The organism is Proteus terrae subsp. cibarius (assembly GCF_011045835.1).
In the GTDB taxonomy this organism is placed as follows: domain Bacteria; phylum Pseudomonadota; class Gammaproteobacteria; order Enterobacterales; family Enterobacteriaceae; genus Proteus; species Proteus cibarius.
Genome location: NZ_CP047349.1, coordinates 2,837,576 through 2,861,056 on the forward strand (window position 1 = coordinate 2,837,576; position 23,481 = coordinate 2,861,056).

The 23,481-nt window shown below is 37.6% G+C and carries 21 protein-coding genes and 1 pseudogene; 16 read left to right on the forward strand and 6 right to left on the reverse strand.

The window, feature by feature from the left end:
• Positions 1 to 47: 47 nt before the first annotated feature.
• From GTH25_RS13145 to agaR, 6 genes are read right to left on the reverse strand one after another with little or no spacing between them, the layout of a single operon-like run.
• Positions 48 to 938: a PTS system mannose/fructose/sorbose family transporter subunit IID gene (locus GTH25_RS13145; RefSeq protein ID WP_072063421.1), complete on the reverse strand. Its 891-nt coding sequence runs from the start codon at positions 936 to 938 to the stop codon at positions 48 to 50.
• Entirely contained in the window at positions 928 to 1,695 is a 768-nt protein-coding gene (gene agaW / locus GTH25_RS13150) for a PTS N-acetylgalactosamine transporter subunit IIC (RefSeq protein WP_075673689.1), read from the reverse strand. Before agaW ends, GTH25_RS13145 begins: the two co-directional genes overlap by 11 nt.
• Before the next feature lie 47 nt (positions 1,696 to 1,742).
• The gene (gene agaV, locus GTH25_RS13155) at positions 1,743 to 2,237 is read right to left on the reverse strand and encodes a PTS N-acetylgalactosamine transporter subunit IIB (protein WP_023581440.1); all 495 of its coding nucleotides are present in this window, start codon (positions 2,235 to 2,237) and stop codon (positions 1,743 to 1,745) included.
• Positions 2,238 to 2,261: 24 nt separating this feature from the next.
• Positions 2,262 to 3,452, reverse strand: a complete 1,191-nt coding sequence (locus GTH25_RS13160; protein WP_075673688.1) for an SIS domain-containing protein — start codon at positions 3,450 to 3,452, stop codon at positions 2,262 to 2,264.
• A gap of 11 nt (positions 3,453 to 3,463) precedes the next feature.
• Complete coding sequence (kbaZ, locus tag GTH25_RS13165) at positions 3,464 to 4,744, reverse strand: tagatose-bisphosphate aldolase subunit KbaZ (RefSeq protein ID WP_075673687.1); 1,281 nt, start codon at positions 4,742 to 4,744, stop codon at positions 3,464 to 3,466.
• A 53-nt stretch (positions 4,745 to 4,797) separates the two neighbouring features.
• A complete protein-coding gene (agaR, locus tag GTH25_RS13170; RefSeq protein ID WP_075673686.1) occupies positions 4,798 to 5,577 on the reverse strand; it encodes a transcriptional repressor AgaR in 780 nt (259 codons plus the stop codon).
• A 534-nt stretch (positions 5,578 to 6,111) separates the two neighbouring features.
• Here agaR and GTH25_RS13175 point away from each other — a divergent pair.
• The 16 genes and pseudogenes from GTH25_RS13175 to GTH25_RS13250 all read left to right on the forward strand — a co-directional run bounded on the left by GTH25_RS13175 (position 6,112) and on the right by GTH25_RS13250 (position 23,372).
• Entirely contained in the window at positions 6,112 to 7,347 is a 1,236-nt protein-coding gene (locus tag GTH25_RS13175; protein ID WP_075673685.1) for an anaerobic sulfatase maturase, read from the forward strand.
• A gap of 38 nt (positions 7,348 to 7,385) precedes the next feature.
• Complete coding sequence (locus tag GTH25_RS13180) at positions 7,386 to 8,996, forward strand: sulfatase family protein (RefSeq protein WP_075673684.1); 1,611 nt, start codon at positions 7,386 to 7,388, stop codon at positions 8,994 to 8,996.
• A gap of 54 nt (positions 8,997 to 9,050) precedes the next feature.
• Positions 9,051 to 10,526, forward strand: a complete 1,476-nt coding sequence (locus GTH25_RS13185) for a DUF2264 domain-containing protein (RefSeq protein ID WP_075673683.1) — start codon at positions 9,051 to 9,053, stop codon at positions 10,524 to 10,526.
• A 114-nt stretch (positions 10,527 to 10,640) separates the two neighbouring features.
• A complete protein-coding gene (locus tag GTH25_RS13190) occupies positions 10,641 to 11,495 on the forward strand; it encodes a tagatose bisphosphate family class II aldolase (RefSeq protein WP_075673682.1) in 855 nt (284 codons plus the stop codon).
• Entirely contained in the window at positions 11,492 to 12,463 is a 972-nt protein-coding gene (locus GTH25_RS13195; protein WP_075673681.1) for a sugar kinase, read from the forward strand. Before GTH25_RS13190 ends, GTH25_RS13195 begins: the two co-directional genes overlap by 4 nt.
• Entirely contained in the window at positions 12,444 to 13,085 is a 642-nt protein-coding gene (locus GTH25_RS13200; RefSeq protein WP_156733863.1) for a bifunctional 4-hydroxy-2-oxoglutarate aldolase/2-dehydro-3-deoxy-phosphogluconate aldolase, read from the forward strand. Before GTH25_RS13195 ends, GTH25_RS13200 begins: the two co-directional genes overlap by 20 nt.
• A 5-nt stretch (positions 13,086 to 13,090) precedes the next feature.
• Complete coding sequence (locus GTH25_RS13205; RefSeq protein WP_075673679.1) at positions 13,091 to 13,672, forward strand: DJ-1/PfpI family protein; 582 nt, start codon at positions 13,091 to 13,093, stop codon at positions 13,670 to 13,672.
• Positions 13,673 to 14,149: 477 nt separating this feature from the next.
• Positions 14,150 to 14,632, forward strand: a pseudogene (locus GTH25_RS13210) (type VI secretion IcmF C-terminal domain-containing protein); the annotation flags it as partial.
• Positions 14,633 to 14,677: 45 nt separating this feature from the next.
• Entirely contained in the window at positions 14,678 to 16,300 is a 1,623-nt protein-coding gene (gene tssA / locus GTH25_RS13215) for a type VI secretion system protein TssA (RefSeq protein ID WP_164530632.1), read from the forward strand.
• A gap of 32 nt (positions 16,301 to 16,332) precedes the next feature.
• A complete protein-coding gene (gene tssF, locus GTH25_RS13220; protein ID WP_164530633.1) occupies positions 16,333 to 18,096 on the forward strand; it encodes a type VI secretion system baseplate subunit TssF in 1,764 nt (587 codons plus the stop codon).
• On the forward strand, positions 18,060 to 19,157 hold the full coding sequence (gene tssG / locus GTH25_RS13225; RefSeq protein WP_164530634.1) for a type VI secretion system baseplate subunit TssG: 1,098 nt from the start codon (positions 18,060 to 18,062) through the stop codon (positions 19,155 to 19,157). Before tssF ends, tssG begins: the two co-directional genes overlap by 37 nt.
• Positions 19,138 to 19,695 (forward strand): type VI secretion system lipoprotein TssJ, encoded by a 558-nt coding sequence (gene tssJ, locus GTH25_RS13230; RefSeq protein ID WP_371317008.1) that lies wholly within the window; start codon positions 19,138 to 19,140, stop codon positions 19,693 to 19,695. The genes tssG and tssJ overlap by 20 nt, the downstream gene beginning before the upstream one ends.
• Before the next feature lie 2 nt (positions 19,696 to 19,697).
• Positions 19,698 to 20,132, forward strand: a complete 435-nt coding sequence (gene tssE / locus GTH25_RS13235) for a type VI secretion system baseplate subunit TssE (RefSeq protein WP_075674113.1) — start codon at positions 19,698 to 19,700, stop codon at positions 20,130 to 20,132.
• Positions 20,133 to 20,211: 79 nt separating this feature from the next.
• On the forward strand, positions 20,212 to 21,594 hold the full coding sequence (locus GTH25_RS13240) for a VasL domain-containing protein (protein WP_075674114.1): 1,383 nt from the start codon (positions 20,212 to 20,214) through the stop codon (positions 21,592 to 21,594).
• A gap of 10 nt (positions 21,595 to 21,604) precedes the next feature.
• Complete coding sequence (locus tag GTH25_RS13245; protein ID WP_164530635.1) at positions 21,605 to 22,225, forward strand: hypothetical protein; 621 nt, start codon at positions 21,605 to 21,607, stop codon at positions 22,223 to 22,225.
• A 409-nt stretch (positions 22,226 to 22,634) separates the two neighbouring features.
• Positions 22,635 to 23,372 (forward strand): ankyrin repeat domain-containing protein, encoded by a 738-nt coding sequence (locus GTH25_RS13250; RefSeq protein WP_180272991.1) that lies wholly within the window; start codon positions 22,635 to 22,637, stop codon positions 23,370 to 23,372.
• The last annotated feature ends 109 nt before the right edge of the window (positions 23,373 to 23,481 follow it).

Below are 23,481 nucleotides of genomic sequence, written 5' to 3' on the forward strand. Positions count from 1 at the left end.
AATAATGTATTTCGATTGACAATAACGACGGCTATAAAGGTTTTCTGTTATAAGAACCCTAATACGTGACCGACAACGCCAAATGCAAGAGTTGAGAAAATCAATACCGGAGGCTTACCCCAAAAACCGGTGCTTTTAACCATTTTGTACATAAGGAAAACCAAGCACAGAGGTAATAAGTTCGGCATAATTTTGTCAAAGAGCGCAGTTTGTAATTCAACCACCTTTCCTCCCAGCTCCAGCGAGGCGGTGGTTTGCACCTTGATAAAAGTTGCACTCAGCGCACCGATAACAAAAATCCCCATAATATTGGCTGCTTTAGCCAGCTTTTCAGTGGCATCACTCATATTGACCATCGCAGCGGTTCCCGCGCGATAACCCATAAACATCAGCCCGAAATACACTAAAAAGTGCACAATTTGATATAAAAAGAAGAAAACAAAAGGTCCTGCAATCGAACCTTCCATTGCAATAGATGCACCCAATGCTAATGTCAGTGGCATCAAGGTCATATGGTCGATAGCATCACCTATTCCCCCGGTTGGCCCCATTCCCGCAACTTTCATGACGTTAACAGTCGATGGTTTTTCTTTGTTTTCTTCCATTGCAACGGCTGTACCCAATAAAAAGGTAAACAGCTTAGGACTGGCATTAAAAAATTGCAGATGGTTTTTCAGTGATGTTGCATAGTCACGCTTATTATTCCCATGAATTTTCTTTAATGCAGGGATAATCGAGAAGGCAAATCCACCACCTTGCATACGTTCGAAGTTAAAGTTACCTTCCATAAATAAACCACGGAATGCACACTTCCAAAGGTCACCTTTAGTGATAACTTTTCTGACAGTGGTATCTTGATACTCATCAATGCCATCAATCAAAGAACCCGTTTCTGTTTTATCCTGCGTTTTTAATGCGGTGCTATTATCAGATACCATCTTCGAAATCCTCATTCTGCTGACTTGTATTTTTGTTGTTACCACTAAAGAAGAAGTAGAGCGCAGCGGCTGATGCGCCCAAAATAGCGACTGCCATAATTGGGAGCTTTAGATAGGTTGTCATCACAAAACCAATGAAGAACACACCTGCAACTTCTTTTGACCACATAATTTTCAACAACATAGCAAAACCAATTGCCGGAACCATCTTCGCGCCAATACCTAAACCTTCGAGCAACACTTTCGGGGTATTTTCATCAATCCATTGAGCTGCATGCTCACCAAAATAGACCGTCACGAAAGCAACTAAAGCATAGAGCAATGAACGCACCGTAATGGTAATAATAAGTAACCGTGAAATCCCCGCAGCATCAGCTCTTTCAGCATACCTATCGGCTTTCCCCATAGTGAAAGCCGTCACTGCAAAGAAGCCAATCACTAACATTTGCATTAACACTGCGATTGGCATACCAATCCCCATAGCAACTTCAGGTGATTGTTTTGTCATCACAGCAAAAGCAACAGCAGCAATCGTACCTAACGTCACATCAGGTGGCTGAGCGCCTGCGTTAGGAACAAGCCCTAACCACGCGAGTTCTAACGTCGCACCTGCAATTAATCCAACTTGCATATCACCCATAATCAGGCCAACAACAGGCCCTGTAATGAGTGGTCTGTGAATATTTAATGCAACGTCATACTTATCTATACCGCAAAAGAAGGCCCATAAAGCCACTAAAGAAGCTTCAAAAATCATAAATAATCCTCAAACCTGCTAATGCAGGTTTTTTCTTCAGGAAGTTATCAGGCTGATGCGAGCGCTAACACATCAACAGGTGTCTGATCGGGAGTGTTTTGGATTGTGCAAGTGACCCCATTTGCGACGAGGCTTTTAAACGCTTCAATGTCAGCATCATTGACTGATACAGTTTTCGCAATTTGGCGTTTTCCTTCATGAAAATGCATATTGCCAACATTACAGTGAGTAATGGGCACGCCACCTTCCACTAAACGGGCAACATCTTTCGGGTTATTACACAAAACAAAAATTTTCTGACGAGGAGATGCTTTACTAATAACATCAATAGTCTTTTGAATAGAGAAGAAGCGAACAGCATATTCACCACCTGCTGATGCTTTCATTCCTGCTTGCATAAATGCAGCATTAGGGCCTTCGGCTGCGTCATCATTAGCCACTAAAATCAGGTTTGCTTCTGTATGTTTACCCCATGTAATGCGGATTTGACCATGGAGTAAACGTTCATCAATGCGGGTCCAGACAATATTCGGTGTGTTCATGATTAGCTCTCTTATTATATTTTATTAATTTAAAACAGACTGTGTGTCGTCTTTTTTGTGTGAGAACGGATAAATTGTGACGCCTTGTACAACGCGGTTGATTTCTCCTGTCGGAGACGGGTTATCAGGCGTATTCCCTAGTGCAATGGAACTGTGAAATGCGAATGATTGCGCCAACATCAAGTAAGGGAACAATAGCGCCACATCAGAACAGTTCTCTAACGCAGGAATATAAACAAAACTCTCAGGCGAAAAAGCGTTATCATTTCGTGCGGTGATCGCGATCACCTTGCCTGATGCATTATCGTGAATAACCTCTCGTAATAAGTCAGTCTCATATTGACGTGTATAAGGATCATTAGAGAAAAACATCACCACTAAAGTTTCTTTATTTACGATAGACTTAGGCCCATGTCGAAAACCTAATGGAGTATCAAAGCTCGCAACCACTTTACCTGCTGTTAGCTCTAACATTTTCAACGCAGCTTCTTGCGCTAAACCTTGCAATCCACCGCTTCCAAGATAAATAACCCGTTTAAACTTACCCGCGTATTTATCCCTAATAATTTGATTTGCTTTATTAAACTGCGCTTTATAGTGGCTAAAAAAAGGAGCAATCGAATCACTAAAAACGTTATCACCTAAAAAGATAGTTACCGCAGCCATCATCATGGATGAAAAGCTAGAGGTCATTGCTAAAGAACGGTCATTGGATTCTTCAGGCATCAACAGTGCCAATGCACTACTGTTATTTTGGCAATACTCATAAAGCTTGCCATTTGCATTACATGTCAGCACCAAGTGATAACATTGTGATAGGCATTCCGTCGCAACATCTAATGCAGCCACACTTTCAGGGCTATTTCCGGAACGAGCAAAAGAAATCAATAATGTAGGAATATCTTCTGCTAAATATTCTTGTGGATCAGCCACTAAATCAGTTGTTGCAATCGCATCGACGCGACGTTTTGTATGGCCACTTAAAATAGGAGCCAATGCTTTCCCAGCAAATGCAGACGTACCCGCTCCAGTTAAAATAATGCGCGCATGAGGTACAGCCAGCGCTTCATTTAGAAAGGCTTCAATATCAGCACGTTTTTCTTTTACTGATTGCCATGTTTTCTTCCAACATTCTGGTTGTTGCTCAATTTCTTTCGCAGTCCAAAATGCATTCAGTTGCTCTAATTGAGCGGTCTGATAACTTAAATATTCCATGGTTCCCTCAATTAATGGACATAGCACGCATCGGCATAAACCGATAACACATCACGAATTTTCGCAATAACAAAAGACTCAGGTGATCCGTCAATCATGCCTTCTCTAAATTGGGTAAATTGATAAGGCAGATATTGGCTTAGTAACGGTAATGGAATAGGTTTAACGGATAAGTTATCCATTAATGTATCGATGGCGGCATTAATCTCAGCATCAGGCCAGTAATAACGAATGCGATCACTAAAACTATACACTCGGGCAAAGGCTTGTTGGCGCTCATCACCATGATAGTATTTTTGCCAAAAGCCCGGTTCACGGCACATCAATTGCTCCATTTTTTCACGTAATTTAGAGCACTGTTCTTGAGGGAATAATGTTTCTTCAATAGAGCAAAGTGCGTATAAACCTTCGCGCATTGCAAAAGTTAATGCAGGCCCTACTTTTAAAATCGCAAAGTGATCATGAACTAGCTGTTTATAAGCTTCTTTAGTTTGATAATCCGTAGAGTGTGCTTCGAAAACAAGATGAGAATAATCATTTACCACTTGGCTTAATGCTTGTGCTTCTTCTGGTTGATAATCAATGATACCTGTATGATCAAATTCAACACCGGGTTGCACAACCAGACCAATAACGCGTTCCCAACAGTCACCAACGCCCACATTTTGAAAAGCTTGGCGATGGCACTCTAACGTTTTGCGTGCAGCATCAGGTGAAGTCACTTCAACAGTATCAAGTTCTTCAGCCGCGCCGCCCGGAACGGGCACTTCTGTACCAACAACATAAACAATATCACTAGAGCCAAAGGTCTCTTTTGCTGTCTTTTCTGCAATCACAGCAAGACGAGCTGCACGAGATGCCACAATTTCATCGGTTAAAGGAATTGGATCATCAGCACAAGACATACTGCAATCAAGGTGGATTTTTTTAAAACCTGCGGCAACATAATGTGCAATCAACACATCTGCATTTGCCATCGCTTCTTCAGCGTTAAGATGTTGCCAACGATTAGGCCCTAAATGGTCGCCACCAAGAATAAGCTTCTCGATAGGAAAACCCACATTTTCAGCTTGTTCAATGACATATTGGTAGAAGTCAGCGGGAGTCATTCCCGTATAACCACCAAACTGATCAACCTGATTAGAGGTGGCCTCAATTAGCAGAAAGGAATCATTATCCAGCGCCTGTAATAGAGCTGCTTCTATTACTAAAGGGTGAGCAGAACAAACAGAATAAATGCCATTCTGTTTGCCTGATTTGTGTTGCTGAACAATCTTTTCTAAAGGATGCATTAAATACTAACTCCATAATCAACACCGGCGGTGTTGCTAATGGAGTTAGCAAATTACGATGCCTTATCGTCGACGATAATCACTTCGATTTTGTGCTCTTTCAGTTCCTGAATATATTCTTCAGGGATACCCGAATCGGTCACTAAAATATCAATATCACCAAATTCTCTGATCATATGACAGCTGCGTTTACTGAATTTCGTAGAATCTGCAACCGCAATAATCGTTTCTGAGATATCACACATTAAACGGTTAAGACTAGCTTCCTGTTCATTGTGTGTGGTAATACCAACACGTAAATCGAATCCGTCAACACCTAGAAAAACCTTATCAAACCGGTAATTTCTAAGGCTATTTTCAGCTTGTGAGCCTGAAAAAGACAACGCACTTTTTCGCAATACACCACCGGTCATTAATACTTCCACGCCTGAGGTATTTGCTAACTCCATTGCGACATCCAGACCGTTAGTCATGACCACTACATTTTCGCGCGACTTTAAATGTGTCGCGATTTCGCGAGTAGTTGTCCCCGAGTCAAGAATGACGGTGTCTCCATCCTTTATCAGCGTTGCGGCAGCTTTCCCGATTAATGTTTTTATGCCCGCGTTTTGTCCACGTTTTTCGTGGATACTCAATTCGGCAATAAATCCTGTATTAGGAATTGCTGCACCATGAGAACGAACGATATAACCATTTTTCTCAAGAAAACTTAGATCGCTGCGGATAGTGACACTTGAGACTTTAAATAATTCAGCGAGATCTTCGACTCTGGCTTTACCTTGTTGGTTTACCATATCGAGGATTTCCATACGCCTCTCAACTGCCGCTTTCACTTTCGTCTCCTTACGAAACCAAAAGACTCTCTTTCGATTGGTTTCGAATGTAGTTTACTACGCCAATTTTTACCGACAATGCAAAAAAACAAAACTTTTGATCTCTTTCACAAAGTTTCGAATCATCATCGAATACTTACGATTATTTTCGTGTCATTTCAATAATAGCCTTCAGGCCATCAGTTTCCAATAAATAAAATGATATAACGCAACACTATACTTATGATCACACCATATACGGCTAGATAAAACACAATAATATGGATTTAACTTCGCCTTATCTCACAAAATAAAGATTAAAGCTTCAATACATTCATTTATTTTCGAAAAACAAATCCAACTAAATAGCTCAAATAGTCAATAGAATATGAAATAGTATCGAATCAAAAGTATTTTATCGAAAATAACTATATTTATCTTTCGAAAAAACCTTTCATTTACTTTCGTTATTTCGTATTTGTGATTTTAATCTCTTTTGTTTTGATAAATTTTACGTAATGTAACAGGATAAAGAAGAAACTCAGGAAACGACTAATGGCATTAAATCAACCTGCTTATTTTCATATGATGGCAAAACCTACAAGCTACCACTGTAATATTAAGTGTGAATACTGCTTTTATCTTGAAAAAGAAAATATTTTTCAAGATGAAGAAAAAGAGACAGGCCATACAGTGATGCCAGATGGTGTACTTCGTCGTTATATTAAAGACTATATACAGTCACACGGTGGCGATCAGGTTGATTTCTCTTGGCAAGGTGGAGAGCCAACGCTTGCAGGATTGGCTTTCTTTGAAAAGGTAGTCAAATACCAAAAGCAATTTGCTAACGGCAAGACAATTACAAATAGTGTACAAACCAATGCAATTGCTATTAATCGCCAATGGGCACAATTCTTTGCTGATAATCACTTTCTATTAGGCGTTTCAATTGATGGTATTGAAGCTGTTCACGATAAATATCGTATTTCAGTCAATGGAAGCCCTACTTTTGAACGAGTAAAACGTGCAATTAAGTTACTCAATGAGTATGGCGTCGAATTTAACACACTCACTGTCGTTAATGACCAAAACTGGAATAAAGGAAAAGAAACTTATCAAGCCTTAAAAGAATTAGGTTCCACTTTCTTTCAATTTATTCCCATTGTCGAAGTCGATAGACGCTTTCCTCATACTCACGGAGGACATTATGCGCCGGGCCCTAATGCACAATTAGCACCATTTTCTGTTCCGGCTGAAGGCTATGGGCAATTTATGGCTGAAGTATTTGATGAATGGGTACGGCAAGGCGATATTGGGAAAATATATATCCGCTTATTTGATAGTTTATTAGGCACATGGATGGGATATCCTGCATCAACCTGTATTCAATCTAAAACCTGTGGTCAGGCATTAATCATTGAAGCCAATGGTGATGTTTACTCTTGCGATCACTATGTCTATCCCGCCAATAATTTGGGCAATATTCATCAAAATAGTCTTGCTCATTTAGCCACATCAAAACAGCAACAGCGCTTTGGTCAAAATAAATATGATAAACAAACTAGCCTTTGCAAACAGTGTGAAGTGCAAAGCTTATGTTATGGCGGTTGCCCTAAACATCGCATTATTGCTATTGAAGGCGAAAAACATCGCCATAACTACCTATGTCGCTCTTATAAAAAAATATTTCACCATACCGCGATAGGCATGCAATTAATGCAACAAGCTATTTCGCGCGGAGGCCTTGCTAGTGATGCACTTCCTGCGATGAAAAAAAACTACTTAAAGTAACTCTTTTTATTTTATCTTGTTTATTCTGGAGACAATCCGTGATCTTACCTTCTGTTAAAAAAAGCTTACTCGCTGGGCTGATTGCTACATCATGTTTAAGCATCCCAATATCAGCCAATGCAGGTGGTACACCTGAAAAGCCGAATATTTTACTGATAGTGATGGATGATTTAGGTACAGGACAACTTGATTTTGTCCTGGATACCTTAAATGTTGATGCATTAGCGCAAAGATCCACACCGCCACGTTATGAAGGCGATATAAATAAAATGGTAGAAGCGGCGCGCATTGCTATGCCTAACGTCAGTGAAATGGCCACAAATGGCGCTAAAATGACCAATGCCTTTGTTGCCCATCCTGTTTGTGGCCCTTCCCGAGCGGGTATCTTTACTGGGCGCTCTCCAGCAAGCTTTGGTACTTACAGTAATGACGATGCCATTTTAGGTATTCCCCAAGATATCAAACTATTACCTTCACTTTTCCAAGAAAATGGCTATGCCACCGCCAGTATTGGTAAATGGCATAATGCAAAAGTTATTCGCAAACCGAAAATTAATGAAAGTAAGCAAACTCGTGATTATCACGACAACATGATTTCAACGCCAGAAGCAGGTTATGCTCCTCATGAGCGTGGTTTTGATTATGACTTTAGCTATTACGCATCGGGTGTAGCTTTATGGAATTCGCCTGCATTTTGGCGTAATGGTGTCAATGTCCCAGCTCCGGGCTATACCACGCATCTTTTAACAGATGAAACATTAAAATTTATTGATGAACATAAAGATAAACCTTTCTTTATTAATCTCTCCTACAGTGTTCCTCATATTCCGCTAGAACAAGCTTCACCCGCTAAATATATGGAGAAATTTGATACTGGTAATGTTGAAGCAGACAAATACTTCGCAGCCTTAAATGCAGCTGATGAAGGAATTGGTCAAATTATTGCAAAGTTAAAAGAAAACGGTGAGTTAGAAAACACGCTGATCTTTTTCTTATCAGATAATGGTGCAGTTAATGAATCACCAATGCCAATGAATGCAATGGATAGAGGCTTTAAAGGGCAAATGTTTAATGGTGGTGTTAGAGTGCCTTTTATTGCCTATCAGCCCGGTACTATTCCAGCCGGAATGAAAAGTGATGAGATGATCTCCGCACTTGATATTTTACCGACTGCGCTACAAACAGCAGGTATTACTATTCCTGGCAATCTAAATGTTGAAGGGAAAAACATCATGCCTTTACTGAAAGGAGAAACAACAAAATCCCCTCACAGCTATCTTTATTGGGCAGGCCCTGGCACTAAACATTACAGCGAAGAAAACCAAGAGTTTTGGCATGGATATCACCAATGGATAACCTATCAACGTAAAACACCGCCTACAAATCCTAATTTAGAAAAACTCTCTAAAGGTGCTTGGGCTGTACGTGACGGTGAATGGGCACTCTATTTTTATGATGATGGGAAAAATCAGCCTCAACTTTTTAACGATAAAAACGATCCATCCGAATCAATTGATCTTGCCAAACAAAATCCACAAAAAGTGACAGAGCTAAAAAATGCGTATTACCAGTGGATCAAAGATAAGCCAAAGCCTGTTCTTTGGGGACAAGATCACTATCAAATATTAGTGGATTCTGCAAAACCTTAATATTCAACCTCCGTTTTGTTTCGCAAGGATGCGTCTTTTTTCTGAGATACGAAAATGGCTATTAAAATTGCATCTTCAGCACGTCCAAAACTCCCTTATGAGCACCCAAACGTAGAAATTTACCAACGCTTATTTAAGGAAAATATCATTCGACGATTAGTCAGAAAATCGGCTTATCGTCGCTATGATAAAACGATCACTGACTTTTTTAATGATGAAAATCGGTCACTTTTCTCTTTATGTGAAATGCTGACACAGTATGTCACACAGGCTTTTCATCATTACCAAGTCTGGGGTTACTCTCATGCTTATTATCCAGGAAGTCCGGGGCAACAAACGGCAAGAACTGATGCTCTTGAAGGTGTTAGCAGAGTACTTCCTCTACTTGCTGCATGGACTGTTAGTAGCAAAAAAAGTACGTTGATGGGATTAAATCAGCAATCTTTCAACTTACCTTTAATGATCAAACAAAGCTTTATTCATGGCACTGATCCATTTCATAAAGGATATTGGGGAAAACTTGAAGATTACGATCAACGAATTTGTGAAGCATCTGATTTAGCGCTTACTCTTTGGATAAGCCGTGAATGGGTTTGGGATACATTAACACCCGCCTCACAACAACAAATTATGACTTGGTTCGAACAAGTTAATCACTGTGAAATTGTCGATAATAACTGGCATTTCTTTCCTCTTACTGTCCAATTTGTCATTAAAGCACTTACAGGAAAAGACACAATTGCCCATTGGCGCTATGAAAGATTAAAAGAATTTTATGTTGGTGATGGATGGTTTCGTGATGGTGCAAAAGGTAATTATGATTACTACAATGCGTGGGGTTTTTACTATTCGCTGTATTGGTTAATGAAAATTGATCCTCAATTTGATACGGCATTCATTACTCAATCACTTAATACCTTTAATCAGCACTACCTTTATTTTATGACACCAAAAGGTATTCCTTTTTTTGGTCGAAGTGCTTGCTACCGTCTTGCGGTTTCTGCTCCATTGTTAGCAGGTGTCGATTTACACTGTCCGTCAGTGAAAGTAGGTGAGGCAAAACGCGCTTTTGAAAGTAGTCTACGTTATTTTATTTCTCAAGGTGCATTAAAAAATGGCGCTCCGACTCAAGGCTTATTTACTCACGATCCCCGTTTAGTTGATAACTACAGTGGTCCTGCTAGTAGTTTTTGGTCATTACGCGCCGTGATTATCGCGCTTTATTGTGCTGATCGTATCAATTTATGGCAAACGCCTTCACTTCCTTTGCCTATCGAAAAAGATAACTTTCGTTTTGAAATTCCATCTATCCAAGCTTTAGTAACTGGAGTGAAAGCAACACAAGAAGTAAGTGTCATTTTTTGTGAGGATTATACGGAGAAACAAACACCGTTAACTCGCCGTTTAGAAAAACAGACCTTAGTACAAAAAGTTGCTGAAACCGTGATAGGACAGTCAAGACGACCGAAAAACAACTTATTACGCAAAGGGATCACCAGTTATAGTTCTAAAATGGCCCATTTTTTCTAGTTACCTTTCATTTGCTTTCAGTGCGAAGGCAATAAAAATGTGATTTAGATCTTTTACCTTTCTATTTCTTTCGTTTATTATGATTCGTAATTAAACGAAAGATGAGAGGCAAACATGTATCTGGTTTCTACTCGTAATATGCTCAATAAAGCACAGCGTGAAAATTATGCTGTGCCTGCTTTTAATATTCATAACTTGGAAACAATTCAAGTTGTGATGGAAACGGCTGCTGAGATGGCATCACCTGTTATCTTAGCTGGTACACCAAGCACGTTTGCTTATGCAGGTAGTGATTATTTAATCTCTATTTGTCAGCAAGCTGCAGAACAATATCGTATCCCTGTTGCCCTACATTTAGATCACCATGAAGATATTCCTGATATCTGCCATAAAGTCATCTCAGGTGTGCGATCCGCAATGATCGATGCCTCTCATTTTCATTTTGAAGAAAACATTCGCATCGTCAAAGAAGTGGTCAATTTCTGCCACCATTGGGATTGCACTGTAGAAGCTGAATTAGGTCGTCTTGGAGGACAGGAAGATGATCTTATCGTTGATACAAAAGATGCCTTATTCACCGATCCTGATTCAGCGGTACAATTTATCAAAGCAACAGGAATTGACTCATTAGCTGTTGCAATCGGTACTGCACATGGGATGTACAAACATGAACCTCATCTCGACTTTGATCGCTTAGAAATTATTCGTCAAAAAACAGACATCCCTTTAGTTCTTCATGGTGCATCCGGTATTCCTGATGAAGATGTGCGCCGTTGTATTGACTTGGGTATTTGCAAAGTTAACGTCGCAACTGAACTGAAAATAGCTTTCTCTAACGCAATCAAGCAGTACTTCTTGGATAACCCTGATGCAAGTGATCCTCGTCATTACCTTGTACCAGGTAAAGCTGCAATGAAAGCAGTGGTTGCAGATAAAATTCGTGTCTGTAAAAGTGATGGGAAACTGTGAAAAAAAATAGAGCTGTCGCCATTATTGGCGAATGTATGATAGAGCTGAGTGGTCAACCTTTTTTACCACAACAACAGCGCTTTGGTGGTGATACGCTAAATACAGCGCTGTACTTAGCGCGACTTATCCCTACATTATATCCTCGCTATATGACAGGTTTAGGCACTGATACTTACAGTGCCTTAATGCAAAAAGCATGGGAAGAAGAAGGAATTAACTGCCAGTCTGTTATTACTATTCCCGAAAAACTTCCCGGCCTATATGCCATTGAAATCGATATTTATGGTGAGCGTAGCTTCCACTATTGGCGTAATGATGCAGCGGCACGTTATATTGCCACTGATAGCCGCTTTGTAGCACATCTCAATGCTCTTCCTGATAATAGTGTGATTTATCTCAGTGGAATTTCTCTTGCTATTTTAACGCCGGAGGGAAAAGAGTCTCTACTCACACAATTAATCCACCTTAAACAGCGTGGGATCACTTTAATTGTGGATTCAAATTATCGACCTCGCTTATGGGATTCAATACCTCATGCACAAGAGTGGTTTGAAAAATTGTACAGACTTAGCGATATCGCTTTAGTTACGGGTGATGATGAGCAAATGCTTTGGCAACAACCCATTTTGACAGAACAAGATATTGCACAACGCCTTCATCAATGGGGCAATCAAAACGTGATTGTCAAACTCGGTGCTCATGGCGCTTTCTGGTCTAATAGAAAAGATACTGGTTATGTCTCTCCGAAACCGATTGATTCTATTGTTGATACAACAGCAGCAGGCGATTCGTTTAATGCTGGTTTTATTGCTGCTTGGCTACAAAATCACAGCTTACCAACTTGCTGTTTATGGGGAAATACATTAGCCGGGCTCGTTATTCAACATCACGGAGCCATCATTCCTCACAAAGTCACCGATTCATTCTATACATTAATCAAGGATAACCATGACACAGTCAATTGTTGATACACTTTCCTCACTGAAAGTGATCCCCGTGATCCAAATTAATCGCGCTGAAGATGCAATCTGGCTGGGTGAAATTCTAACCCAAAATCAATTACCTGTTGCTGAAATCACCTTTCGTACACCTGCAGCAGTTAAAGCGATTAAGCTAATACATGAGCATTTTCCTGAGCTTATTTTATGCGCAGGAACAGTATTAACAGCACAACAAGCAGATATGGCAAAAGAAGCCGGAGCAAGCTTTGTCATTTCGCCAGGTTATAACCCAAGTACAGTTGATTATTGTCTTAATAATGGCATCGACATTGTGCCGGGAATTAACAGTCCAAGCCAAATAGAAGTTGCCCTTGAAAGAGGCCTAACCTTAGTTAAATTCTTTCCAGCAGAAGCCTCTGGCGGTGTAAAAATGCTAAAAGCACTTGCGGCACCTTATGCACAAATGCAATTTATGCCAACAGGTGGAATTAGTTTAAATAACGTGAGTGATTACCTTGCTATTCCACAAGTTGTTGCTTGCGGAGGAAGCTGGATTGCCACAGCTGATACGATTGATAAACAAGATAAAGAAACCATTGTTAATCATATTCAGAATATCCACTCATTACTAAAAACACATAAGGGATAAATAAAATGAAACAGGTTGCCGTTTTATTAGCTGATGGATTTGAAGAAGGTGAAGCTGTTGTTTTTATTGATATCATGCGCCGTCTTGATATTCATGTTGATGTGCTTTCTTGCATGGATACCTTGGTATTAAATACTTATTTTGAAACTAAAATCAGTGCTGATTTTCTATTAACTGAAAAACTGACACACAGTTATGACGCAATAATGATGCCGGGAGGCCCTAAAGGCACCGATCGTTTATGCGCTAACGAGCACGTTATTCAATTTATTAAACGTCATATTGCCGAAGATAAATATATTTGTGCGTTATGCTCTTCTGGAGCAAAAGTATTAGCAGCACATCATCTTCTTGAAGGTCGTAATTACAGCACAGGTGATAAATTAGCAGATAAATATGACGATGGTCATTATCTTGATCAAGATGTTGTTGTAGATGGTAAATTTATCAGTGCAAAAGGATTAGGCGTAAGTTTTGAATTTGCTTTTACAGTAGCTCGCCATTTATTAAGCGACAATACAGAAAAAGTAGACTGGCAAGCTAATCATATTTACTTTAAACACTGGCCGTTAGACTACCTAAAATAGCTAAATTAATTATTATTAACGATATAAGGGGGATTAACTCCCCTTTTTATACCTATAAAAGTCATTGTCTATCACACTAAAAACACTAATCTAGTCATTAATTATCCTCTGCTTATTTCTCTCTATGTATACATAAAAAAATCTGTATATTAATCCATCAAAAAAGACTATTAACACTTATTTTGTTTCATTTAATGGAAGAAAATACTGTCATAAGGAGATTTATAAATTATTTTTAATTTTATAAATCAGAAATAAAAAATTAAATGAATAATTTTAATTTATGCTTATAAAAAATAGTTATTAATTATAAAAAACAGATAAAACAGTAACAATTCGAGATCAATATATTTTAATATATAGTACAAGTAAAAACTTTTTATTCTGATTATTTATACTTAACAAAATAAGTATTAATCACTATAAAATAATAAGTGTAAAATATTACGCTTATTTTAATTCACTCTCTTCATTTCTATTTCCTTTAACCTTGAGTTCTTAAAAGCCTTAGATAAACTAATCTACTTAGGTGATGTCGTTTTTGCGAATGGTGAAGCGCGTCTTTACTTTAAGTTACGCCCAGGTACATCACCAGACATCATGCAAACCCATCTAATGATAGATAAACAGTCTCTTATCTATGATAACCAACAACCTCAATGGCAACGCTTTATTTGGCCGGCTGATACCGTTGCCTCTGGTGCATCACTCAGTTGGATCACCACTAACACAGGTACACGTATTTATGGTGATTATCGTGGCGTCTGGGGCATTATTCGTTTATTAGAAGATGCCAAAATTGCCCCTTATGCCGGTAGCACCAGTAGTTATTCTGTCAGTTGGAAAACCTTAAATGGCCAGTCACTCAATTACACTTTAAGAACAGAAATGGGCGAGGGCCCAATCGCACTCTTACAACTACGTAATTTTGTTTTACCGGAAAAGATCTTTTTAGATTAAATAAAAATCACATTCCCTATTATCTCAAAAGGAAATACGCTCACTATGTCCTTATTGGATACCTTAATTTCATCATATTTTGCTGATGATACAAACAAAGTGCAACAATTTGCTCAACAACAAATCGATTTATGGGATCGTTGGTTATTACCAATTACTCCTAATCAACCTGTGGGTGATGATCCCAGTTATGAAGATGACTTTGAGCGAATGAAAGAAGAAGTCAATAAGCTCTCTGATGCAGATACTGAACTGATTTGCTTATTGGCTGAAAACTTATTGCTCAATTCCTGCAAAGATGTACGAGTTGTGACTTATTATATTTGGGCACGCTTGCACAAAGAAGGTGAACACGGACTTGCCGATTCTTTAGGGCTTTTAAGTGGATTGCTTATTCGCTATCACGACACGCTATTACCTAGCCGAGCCACGAGTAGGAAGTCTGCTTTAGAGTGGTTATCAGGACAACGCGTTTTAGATAGCTTATCACTTTATCCTGAAGTCGATCGTCAGGAGTTTTCTCGTATTATCGCCTTATTAGCCACCATTGAAACGGAGCTTGAAACATGGAATGAAGCTGAAAGACCACAGCTTGCAGGATTATATCAAGCTCTCGAAAAACGCCTTGCTCAATCTGGTGGCACAAGCTCATTAGTTCCTCAAAATATCAGCAGAAATGAATCCACTTATAACTCATCTTCAACGCCACCTTCTTTATCACAAAGTACGCCAATAGAGACAATACAATCAGGCCGTGAATTATTAGATCAATCTAAAATGCTTGCTAACTACTTACGCAATCAACCTAATGGCTGGTTAGCAGGACATAGATTAATGAAAGTAGTGAGATGGGATACGCTTCATCAACTACCCCCACAAGATCAACAAGGTTGTACTCGCCTTTCTCCCCCAAGAACAGATGCAAGATCACAACTTAAACGCCTTTATTTACAACAAAGTTGGGGAGAGCTTGCAGAACAAGCTGATAAGCTTTTTGCAGAAGGTGTTAACCATTTTTGGTTAGATGTGCAGTGGTATCTCTATCAAGCACTCAGTAAATCACCTGCTCCTTGGAATGCATGGTCTGATGTTATAAAAAACGATTTAAAACAGTTTCTTACTCGTCTTCCTGATTTAGAAAAACTGTCATGGGAAGACGGCACTCCCTTTGCCGATGAAGTAACATTAAGTTGGATAAAACAACATGTTATGGAAGAAAACTTTGATGCTATGCAAGGTTTATCAAATAGTTACTCTCATCAATCTGAAGATGAACCAATATTGGCATTAGAAACTGAAGCCATCACACAAGCGGATAATGAAGGTATAGAGATTGCATTAAAATGGCTACAACATCGTCCTGATATCAGCACTTCAAGGCAGAAATGGTTATTAAACCTCGTTATGGCCCGAGTAGCAGAACAATTTGCTCGTCATGATTTAGCATTAAATTTATTACGAGAGCTTGATAAAAAAGCGCTTTCGATGTCATTAACACAATGGGAGCCTGACTATATTTTTGAAGTGAAAGCACGACAACTTCATCTTTGCCGAGCAAAAATCCAACGTAACACCTCAGATAAGCCCCACATAGAACAACAAATGGCGCGGCTACTCAGTGAACTAACCGCTATCGATCCCGTTCGCTCTGCGATTTTATATTCCTAATCTTTTACTCGACAAATCAAGGTATCAAATTAATGGATGATTTAACCCTTCGCTATTTTGATGCAGAAATGCGCTATCTTAGAGAAGCTGCCAAAGAATTTGCACAAGCACACCTCGATAGAGCTGCAATGCTCGATTTAGATAAAGCAGGTACGCCCGATCCTTTTGTTGAACGCTTATTTGAAGGCTTTGCTTTTTCAATGGGGCAATTGAGGCAAAAAATTGATGATGATTTACCTGAATTAACAGAAGGACTTGTTAGTTTATTGTGGCCTCATTATTTACAAACAATTCCTTCATTATCAATCATTGAATTAACGCCAGATATTCAGAAAATGAAAATGACCGATAAAATATCGGCTCAATTTGAGGTACTTTCTCGTCCTATTGGTCCGAAAAAAACAATTTGTCACTATCGAACAACGCAAGATTTAACGCTAAATCCAATAAAAATAGATACCGTTAATTTAACAACTGAGCCTGATGGACGTTCAGTTATTCAGCTAAAATTTACATGCAGTGAAATAATTAACTGGTCTGAAGTTAATCTTCATAAACTTTCATTTTACTTATCTGGTGATATTCCAACAACCAATGCACTGCATTTAGCATTAACTAAACAAGTTTCAAAAATTTATTTAAAACTTCCTCAATCAAAAGACAGAATAGCGGTACCTCTCTATTTTTCACCGGGGGGATTTAAGGATACGGATGCCCTTTGGCCTAAAGGTGATGCCACATTTAGTGGCTATCAATTGCTACTGGAATATTTTTCTTTCCGTGAAAAGTTTATGTTTGTGTCACTTAATGGATTAGGTGATATCCATTTTCCTGAAGAAACATCAAAATTTGAGTTAGATATCGTTCTAAATACTTTATGGGATAGTTCGCTCGCACTAAGTGATGAAAATATCCGTTTACATTGTGTTCCTGTTATTAATCTTTTCAATATAGAAGCAGATCCCCTCACAGTAAATGGATTGGAAAGTGAATATTTATTACGTCCACGTCGTATTCAAGATGGGCATACCGAAATTTATAGTGTGGATAGCGTACATGGCTCTCAACGAACAAATGAATCTATTTATGTGCCATTTACTAGCTTTCGTCATCGTGGTGGCATGCTACGCCATAATGCGCCAGAACGTTATTATCATACCCGCGTTAAACGTAGTGTTGCGGGACTTCATGATACTTGGCTTGTTTTGGGGGGTGAAAAACAAGATCTTAATTTGACTACTGAAACAGAAACACTTTCATTACAACTCACTGGCACTAATGGGCAATTACCTCGTAAAGCACTACAAAGCACGTTGCTTGATAGAACAGAACAAACCTCACAAATACCATTAACTGTACGTAATTTATGTAAACCCACTTTACCGCTTTATCCACCTTCAGAAGATCGCTTTCATTGGCGAGTGCTCAGCCACCTTGGTTCAAGCTTTCTTAACATGATGGACAATGCGGAAGTACTTCGAGGCACACTCGCACTCTACGATTGGCGAGATGATGATATGAATCATCGAAAACTTGATGCCATTATTCATGTTGAACATCATTTAATTGAGCGTTTTGAGAAAGGCTTTTTACAACGAGGCATTGATATTGAAGTGACATTAGACAGTAATGGTTTTAATGGTGAAGGAGATATGCATTTATTTGGTGAAATGCTTAATCGCTTTTTTGCACTTTATGCCGATGTACATCTCTTTAATCAATTAACACTGATTATCTTACCAACAGGAAAACGCATTCAATGGAAAGAGATCCACAATCCACAGCTACCCCGTTAATTAAGGCTTTAGGCGAAAAATTACCTTATGTTAATTTCTATCGCTTTTGTCAATTACTTGAAAAAACCAGCCCCGGATCACCTGAATTAGGAAGTTCTCATGATCCGAAAACCGATCCCATTCGCTTTCGTCCACATCGTGGTATGGGTTTTCCTGCGACAGAGATCAAAGGGACTGATCCTCTAGATAAATACCGAAAAAGCACAATACCAAGTTTACATACTACCTTTTTGGGACTTTATGGTATCACATCACCACTTCCAACATCTTACCTTGACGATATTGCACAATATCGAGATGGTACAGATTCACTAACTGATTTTTTAGATATTTTTAACCATCGCCTTACGACTCAGTTTTATCGGATCTGGCGCAAATACTCTTATCCAGCCACGTTTGGGAAAGATGGATCAGATAAAACATCACAATATCTTTATGGTTTAATTGGTTTAGGTATTCCGGGCTGTGCTAATCAGGTGCAATCCCCCCTATCTCGCTTTCTAGCATTATTAGGAATATTACGCCTACCTACACGCACGGCGGAAGGAATTAGTGCATTAGTAAAATTATTAGCACCATCGACAAAGGTCAATATTATTCCTCATGATCCACGAAGAATAGCACTAGAGACTCCCACCGCAATGTCATGTTCATCCCCTATTACATTAGAAAACAAACCCGTTTTAGGCAGTTATGCCATAGACGTAAATAGCCAAGTATTAATAAAGTTACATACTGGAAATAAAGATGAAGCAAAAGGTTGGCTACCTGATGGCAGTATTTATCAAGATTTTATGGCATTGCTTCGTGTTTATTTAGGTTCTCGCGTTAATGCACGGTTACGCTTAACACTACCAAGAGATTTATTACCTGATGCAACACTAAGCACCTCTAAAAGCCAAGGAGTGCAACTGGGTAGAACTGCAGTTATGCGACCTTATAACATTATTGAAAGGCCGCCAACTCCCTCTTTTATCACCATCACCCTTGGTTCTTATCAACATCTAACACTTCGCACTCAACATTATAAAAGTGATGAATATGGCAATTATCAATTTTAAATCGCAAATATTTCTTTCTCGCACCCTCCAATTAGCACTGTTATTTATAGCAATATTTGCAATCGCAGGTTGTGGTTTAACTCAAACCATCAGTGATGGTACTGTCTCTTTAACTAAATCTATTTTCTATAAGCAGATAAAAGTACTGCATTTAGATTTTACCGCACGAGAAGCACTTAATACTGACGATAACGGCTCTTCACTTTCCGTTATTGTTAGAGTATTCCAACTAAAGTCAGCAGATACTTTTAATGATAGTGATTACCTCTCACTATTTAATCAAAATAACGATGTTTTAAAATCCTCTTTATTAGCACAAAAAGATTTACGCATTCGCCCAGGTGAATCTATTTCTTTAGATATGCCAATGGAAAAAGAAGCAGAATTTGTTGCAATTGCGGTAATGTTTCATACTCCTGATGAGGCTAAAAATAATTGGCGGATTGTTATTCCTAAAAACAAACTCGATCCTGATAAAGCACGTAAAATTGAACTTGCTGAGAATACACTTACATTACAAACTTTGGATAAAAAATAACGATGCCACAACCCTCTCTCTATGAAATGCTAACGGGTTATTTTTCTGGAGGATTGCCTGTTGACACTATCTCCGAAGAAGACCAAGTTATTTTGTCTGTTATGGATAATATTCGTCGAATATTAAACTCACGTGCAGGAACCTTAAAACATTTGCCTGATTATGGCTTACCTGATATGAGTAAACTTATTCAAGGATTACCAGGAAGCTCACATAAAGTAATGGGAATATTATCAAAAACATTACTCAAGTATGAGCCTAGAATAAAATCAGTAACACTAGGTATATTACCTGAAAATGAATTTGGAAAATTATGTTATTCTTTAGATATTGAATTACACGAAAAAGGACTTATACGTTATGGTACTGAGTTTTCTCCTGATGGACGAATATTTCTCCATCATTTGAAAAAACAATTTAAATTATCACAAATATAATCTTATTTATTCTTAGTCTGTTTTTCTTTGTTTAACTTGATTCTATAAAATTTAGACCTTAAATTAACTTGAGGCTTCTATGAACTCTTATTTAGATTCACTTCCTATTGGGGGTGATCCTCGTGTATTTAATCAATTTCTTGCTATTAAAGAAGAGCTTGATAAACGTTTTCATCCAGCACGCCCTGATATTAATTGGCAATATATCCATGAATTATGTATCTCTTTATTTAATCAAAATGGGGTTGATCTTCAAACCGCCTCTTGGTTTGTCGTATGCCGTCAACACCAAGCTGGACTTGATGGCCTAAATGAAGGGCTTTACCTTATTCATAATATATTAACTCAACATTGGCAAACATTATGGCCAATACAAACACATACTCGTATCAATATTCTTTCATCCTTAAGCCAGCAGTTAGTCTCTGGTATTCGTGGTACAACTTTTATTTATTCCGACTTATCTATTCTTTATCAAATTGAAGAATTATTAAAGAATATCAATCATCACCTTCAAACATTAGAAATTAAACATCTTGTTCAATTTGATTATTTAGAGAACTTAGTTTTTGCTCAAGCGCGGCAATTAGAGAATGCAGACACATTAGATAGTAATTTTAACGTTCCTGAATTATCCTCCACAGTCAATAAAGAAGAAAAGCCATCTGAAATTATCGATACGACTTTATCTACATCTTCTACACCCCAAAATATTAATGAAAGTATTACACCACCCAAAACCTATATATCTTCATCCATCTCATTACAGCCTCCCATAAAAAAGACATATCGACAAGAGTTATGGCGAGGGATTTTAATTGGCACACTAACCAGTAGTTTATTTTTTGTTATCCTATTTTATTTTTGGTTATCTGAATTAAAAAATAACAATCTAACAGATGCATTTCCTTATATTCCAACCATTAACGCCCATGCAGGCTCTCTTATTGAACAACAAACCGCAAATGGTAGAAACATAATAAGAACGCTCAATTCTGAACAGATTGATGTGATACAACAACGTTTAGATGAACTCGCATTACTTTCTCCCACATGGGCACAGAGTTATGGACTTGAAGTAATCAGTTATTTGAATGCGCAGTATGAAGATAATCCAGAGCTTTTATCATTTACGCAGCTTTGGAAAAATAATCTAAAAATAAATGCCACCACGGATGAACAACTCAATCAATGGTCTAAAGGCATGGCTGAACTCGACGGATTAAGCCAAAGGCTAGATAGTTTTGATGGTAATCCTAAAAACTACATAACAGGCTCTGAATTAAAATCGATCATTTTTAAAGCTCGTCAACATTTCAATCAAGCCAAACCCTTAGAAGAAGAGCTACGCTTACTTGAAAAGCAACCAACACAAAATACAGTTTCAGATTATGAATATCAACAAATAGATAATCACTTTAAACAACTATTAAATCGATATTCGTTATTGCGCTCTAAATAAGGAAAATAATATGTACTTTATAAGAAGCTTAATCCTTATTACCACTGTTAGTTTATTAAGTGGTTGTATTATGGGGTCACCTTATGGAGGGGTTATCTTTGTTGGTCCTATAGATTTAATTAGAATAAATCAAGAAAGGAGTAAAGAAGTAAATGATTATTACCAAAATAGAAAAACTATAATAATGAAAACAGAAATTACATTAACACAAGAAAATCTTCTACTCTCCAAAGAAAATATTGGTGTGATTGAGTTTATATTACCTGATGATAAAGAATATACCACATCATTAAATCTTGATTATCGTGATAATACCATGTACAAAATAATATCCAAGGTCCCCGTAACTATTAGTAATAAAAAAAACAGACTACCATTAATAGATTATGGGAAAATAGATAAACGCTATTCAGATTACCAGTTATACTCTGCAAATTTTAGAATTTCCTCCCGTGGAAAAGGCTATTTTTATATAGAGATATTTTTTAATAAAGAAAATTACTTCCCTTCATGTACATTCCATAGCAAAATTAAAAATGATCTTGAAATCCCAATATTAAAAATGAAATTTAAGGTAGGGAATAGTAAATATCAAGATAAAGAGATTATCTGTACTCAATCTGAGTTATAATTAAAGAACTCAATCTTATATTAATAAATTAAAGATCATCATTAAATAGATGGTAAAAATATAATAAAAGTAACGATTTATTACAAAATAACTTTTAAATTAAGAATTAAAAAGGTAGGTAATAATAAAATCACAATATTAAGTCATCAGTATATAACATGATTAAACTGTCACATAATGACTAAAAAGGAATAATTATCATTATAATCAATAAAATACAAGTAAAAATACGTATCTTTAATCACTAAAGCAAGAAACCAATTAATAAGATTTATCTTTATTATAAATACGTATTACTAAAACACACCTTAATTACATTCTGTTTCAATTATCAACACTAATAAATATTAATTTTTAATAAACTAATTGTAATAAGTTTTGTTAATTATTTAGATTGTAAGGTGTTTAAATGAATATAAAAATGTTTGTTATTTCATTGCTATTGGTTTCTTTTGGCGCACAAGCATTGATTATTAATGAAAATAACCCACCCGAGTATCAATCTTTTAAATCAAATTATTCTGATATGATTGAGTTGGCTAATAAATCACGTTTACCACATAGGGTATTCTATACTTCACCAAGTACAGGTAGAAATGCACTATGGTTTGATGCTGTAAAACATGGTGATTTAAATGAAGTCAAAAAGATGCTTGCCAATGGGCAAAACATTGAAGCAAAAGACACGGGAAGCCTAGAACAAACAGCGCTAGGATGGGCTGCGTTTATTGGTGATGAAGAGATGGTAGAATACCTCATCTCTCAAGGTGCAAGCCTTTGGGCTACGGATAAAGACGATGTTTATAATGTTTTTAAATCAGCAGTTTTAGGAAATAATGTCAATGTGGTAAAAAAAATTCATGACCTAATGAGAAGCGATATCGAGCTCAATAACCAAAGAGTAGAAGGCGATGGTGAAACATTTATTATGATTGCAGCCAGAAATAATCGTCTTGATACCGTAAGATACCTTATTTCTAAAGGTGCAGATATTAATCTTGTTACTACTACACAAGATAAATCTTTATTTTCTTATAACCACAGTGCGTTAAGTTATGCTTGCCAAAATAATCTTAAAGATATGCAGAGACTGTTGATCAGAAACGGCGCTATAAATCATATAACAGGTACAACATCTTGCCATTAAATACACAAAAGCCATCCTATAATAAGATGGCTTTTGTGCTATTAATCATTGAGTTTTGAGAAATAGAATCTTAATTAAAGCAACTAAAAAACGATTAAATATATTTATC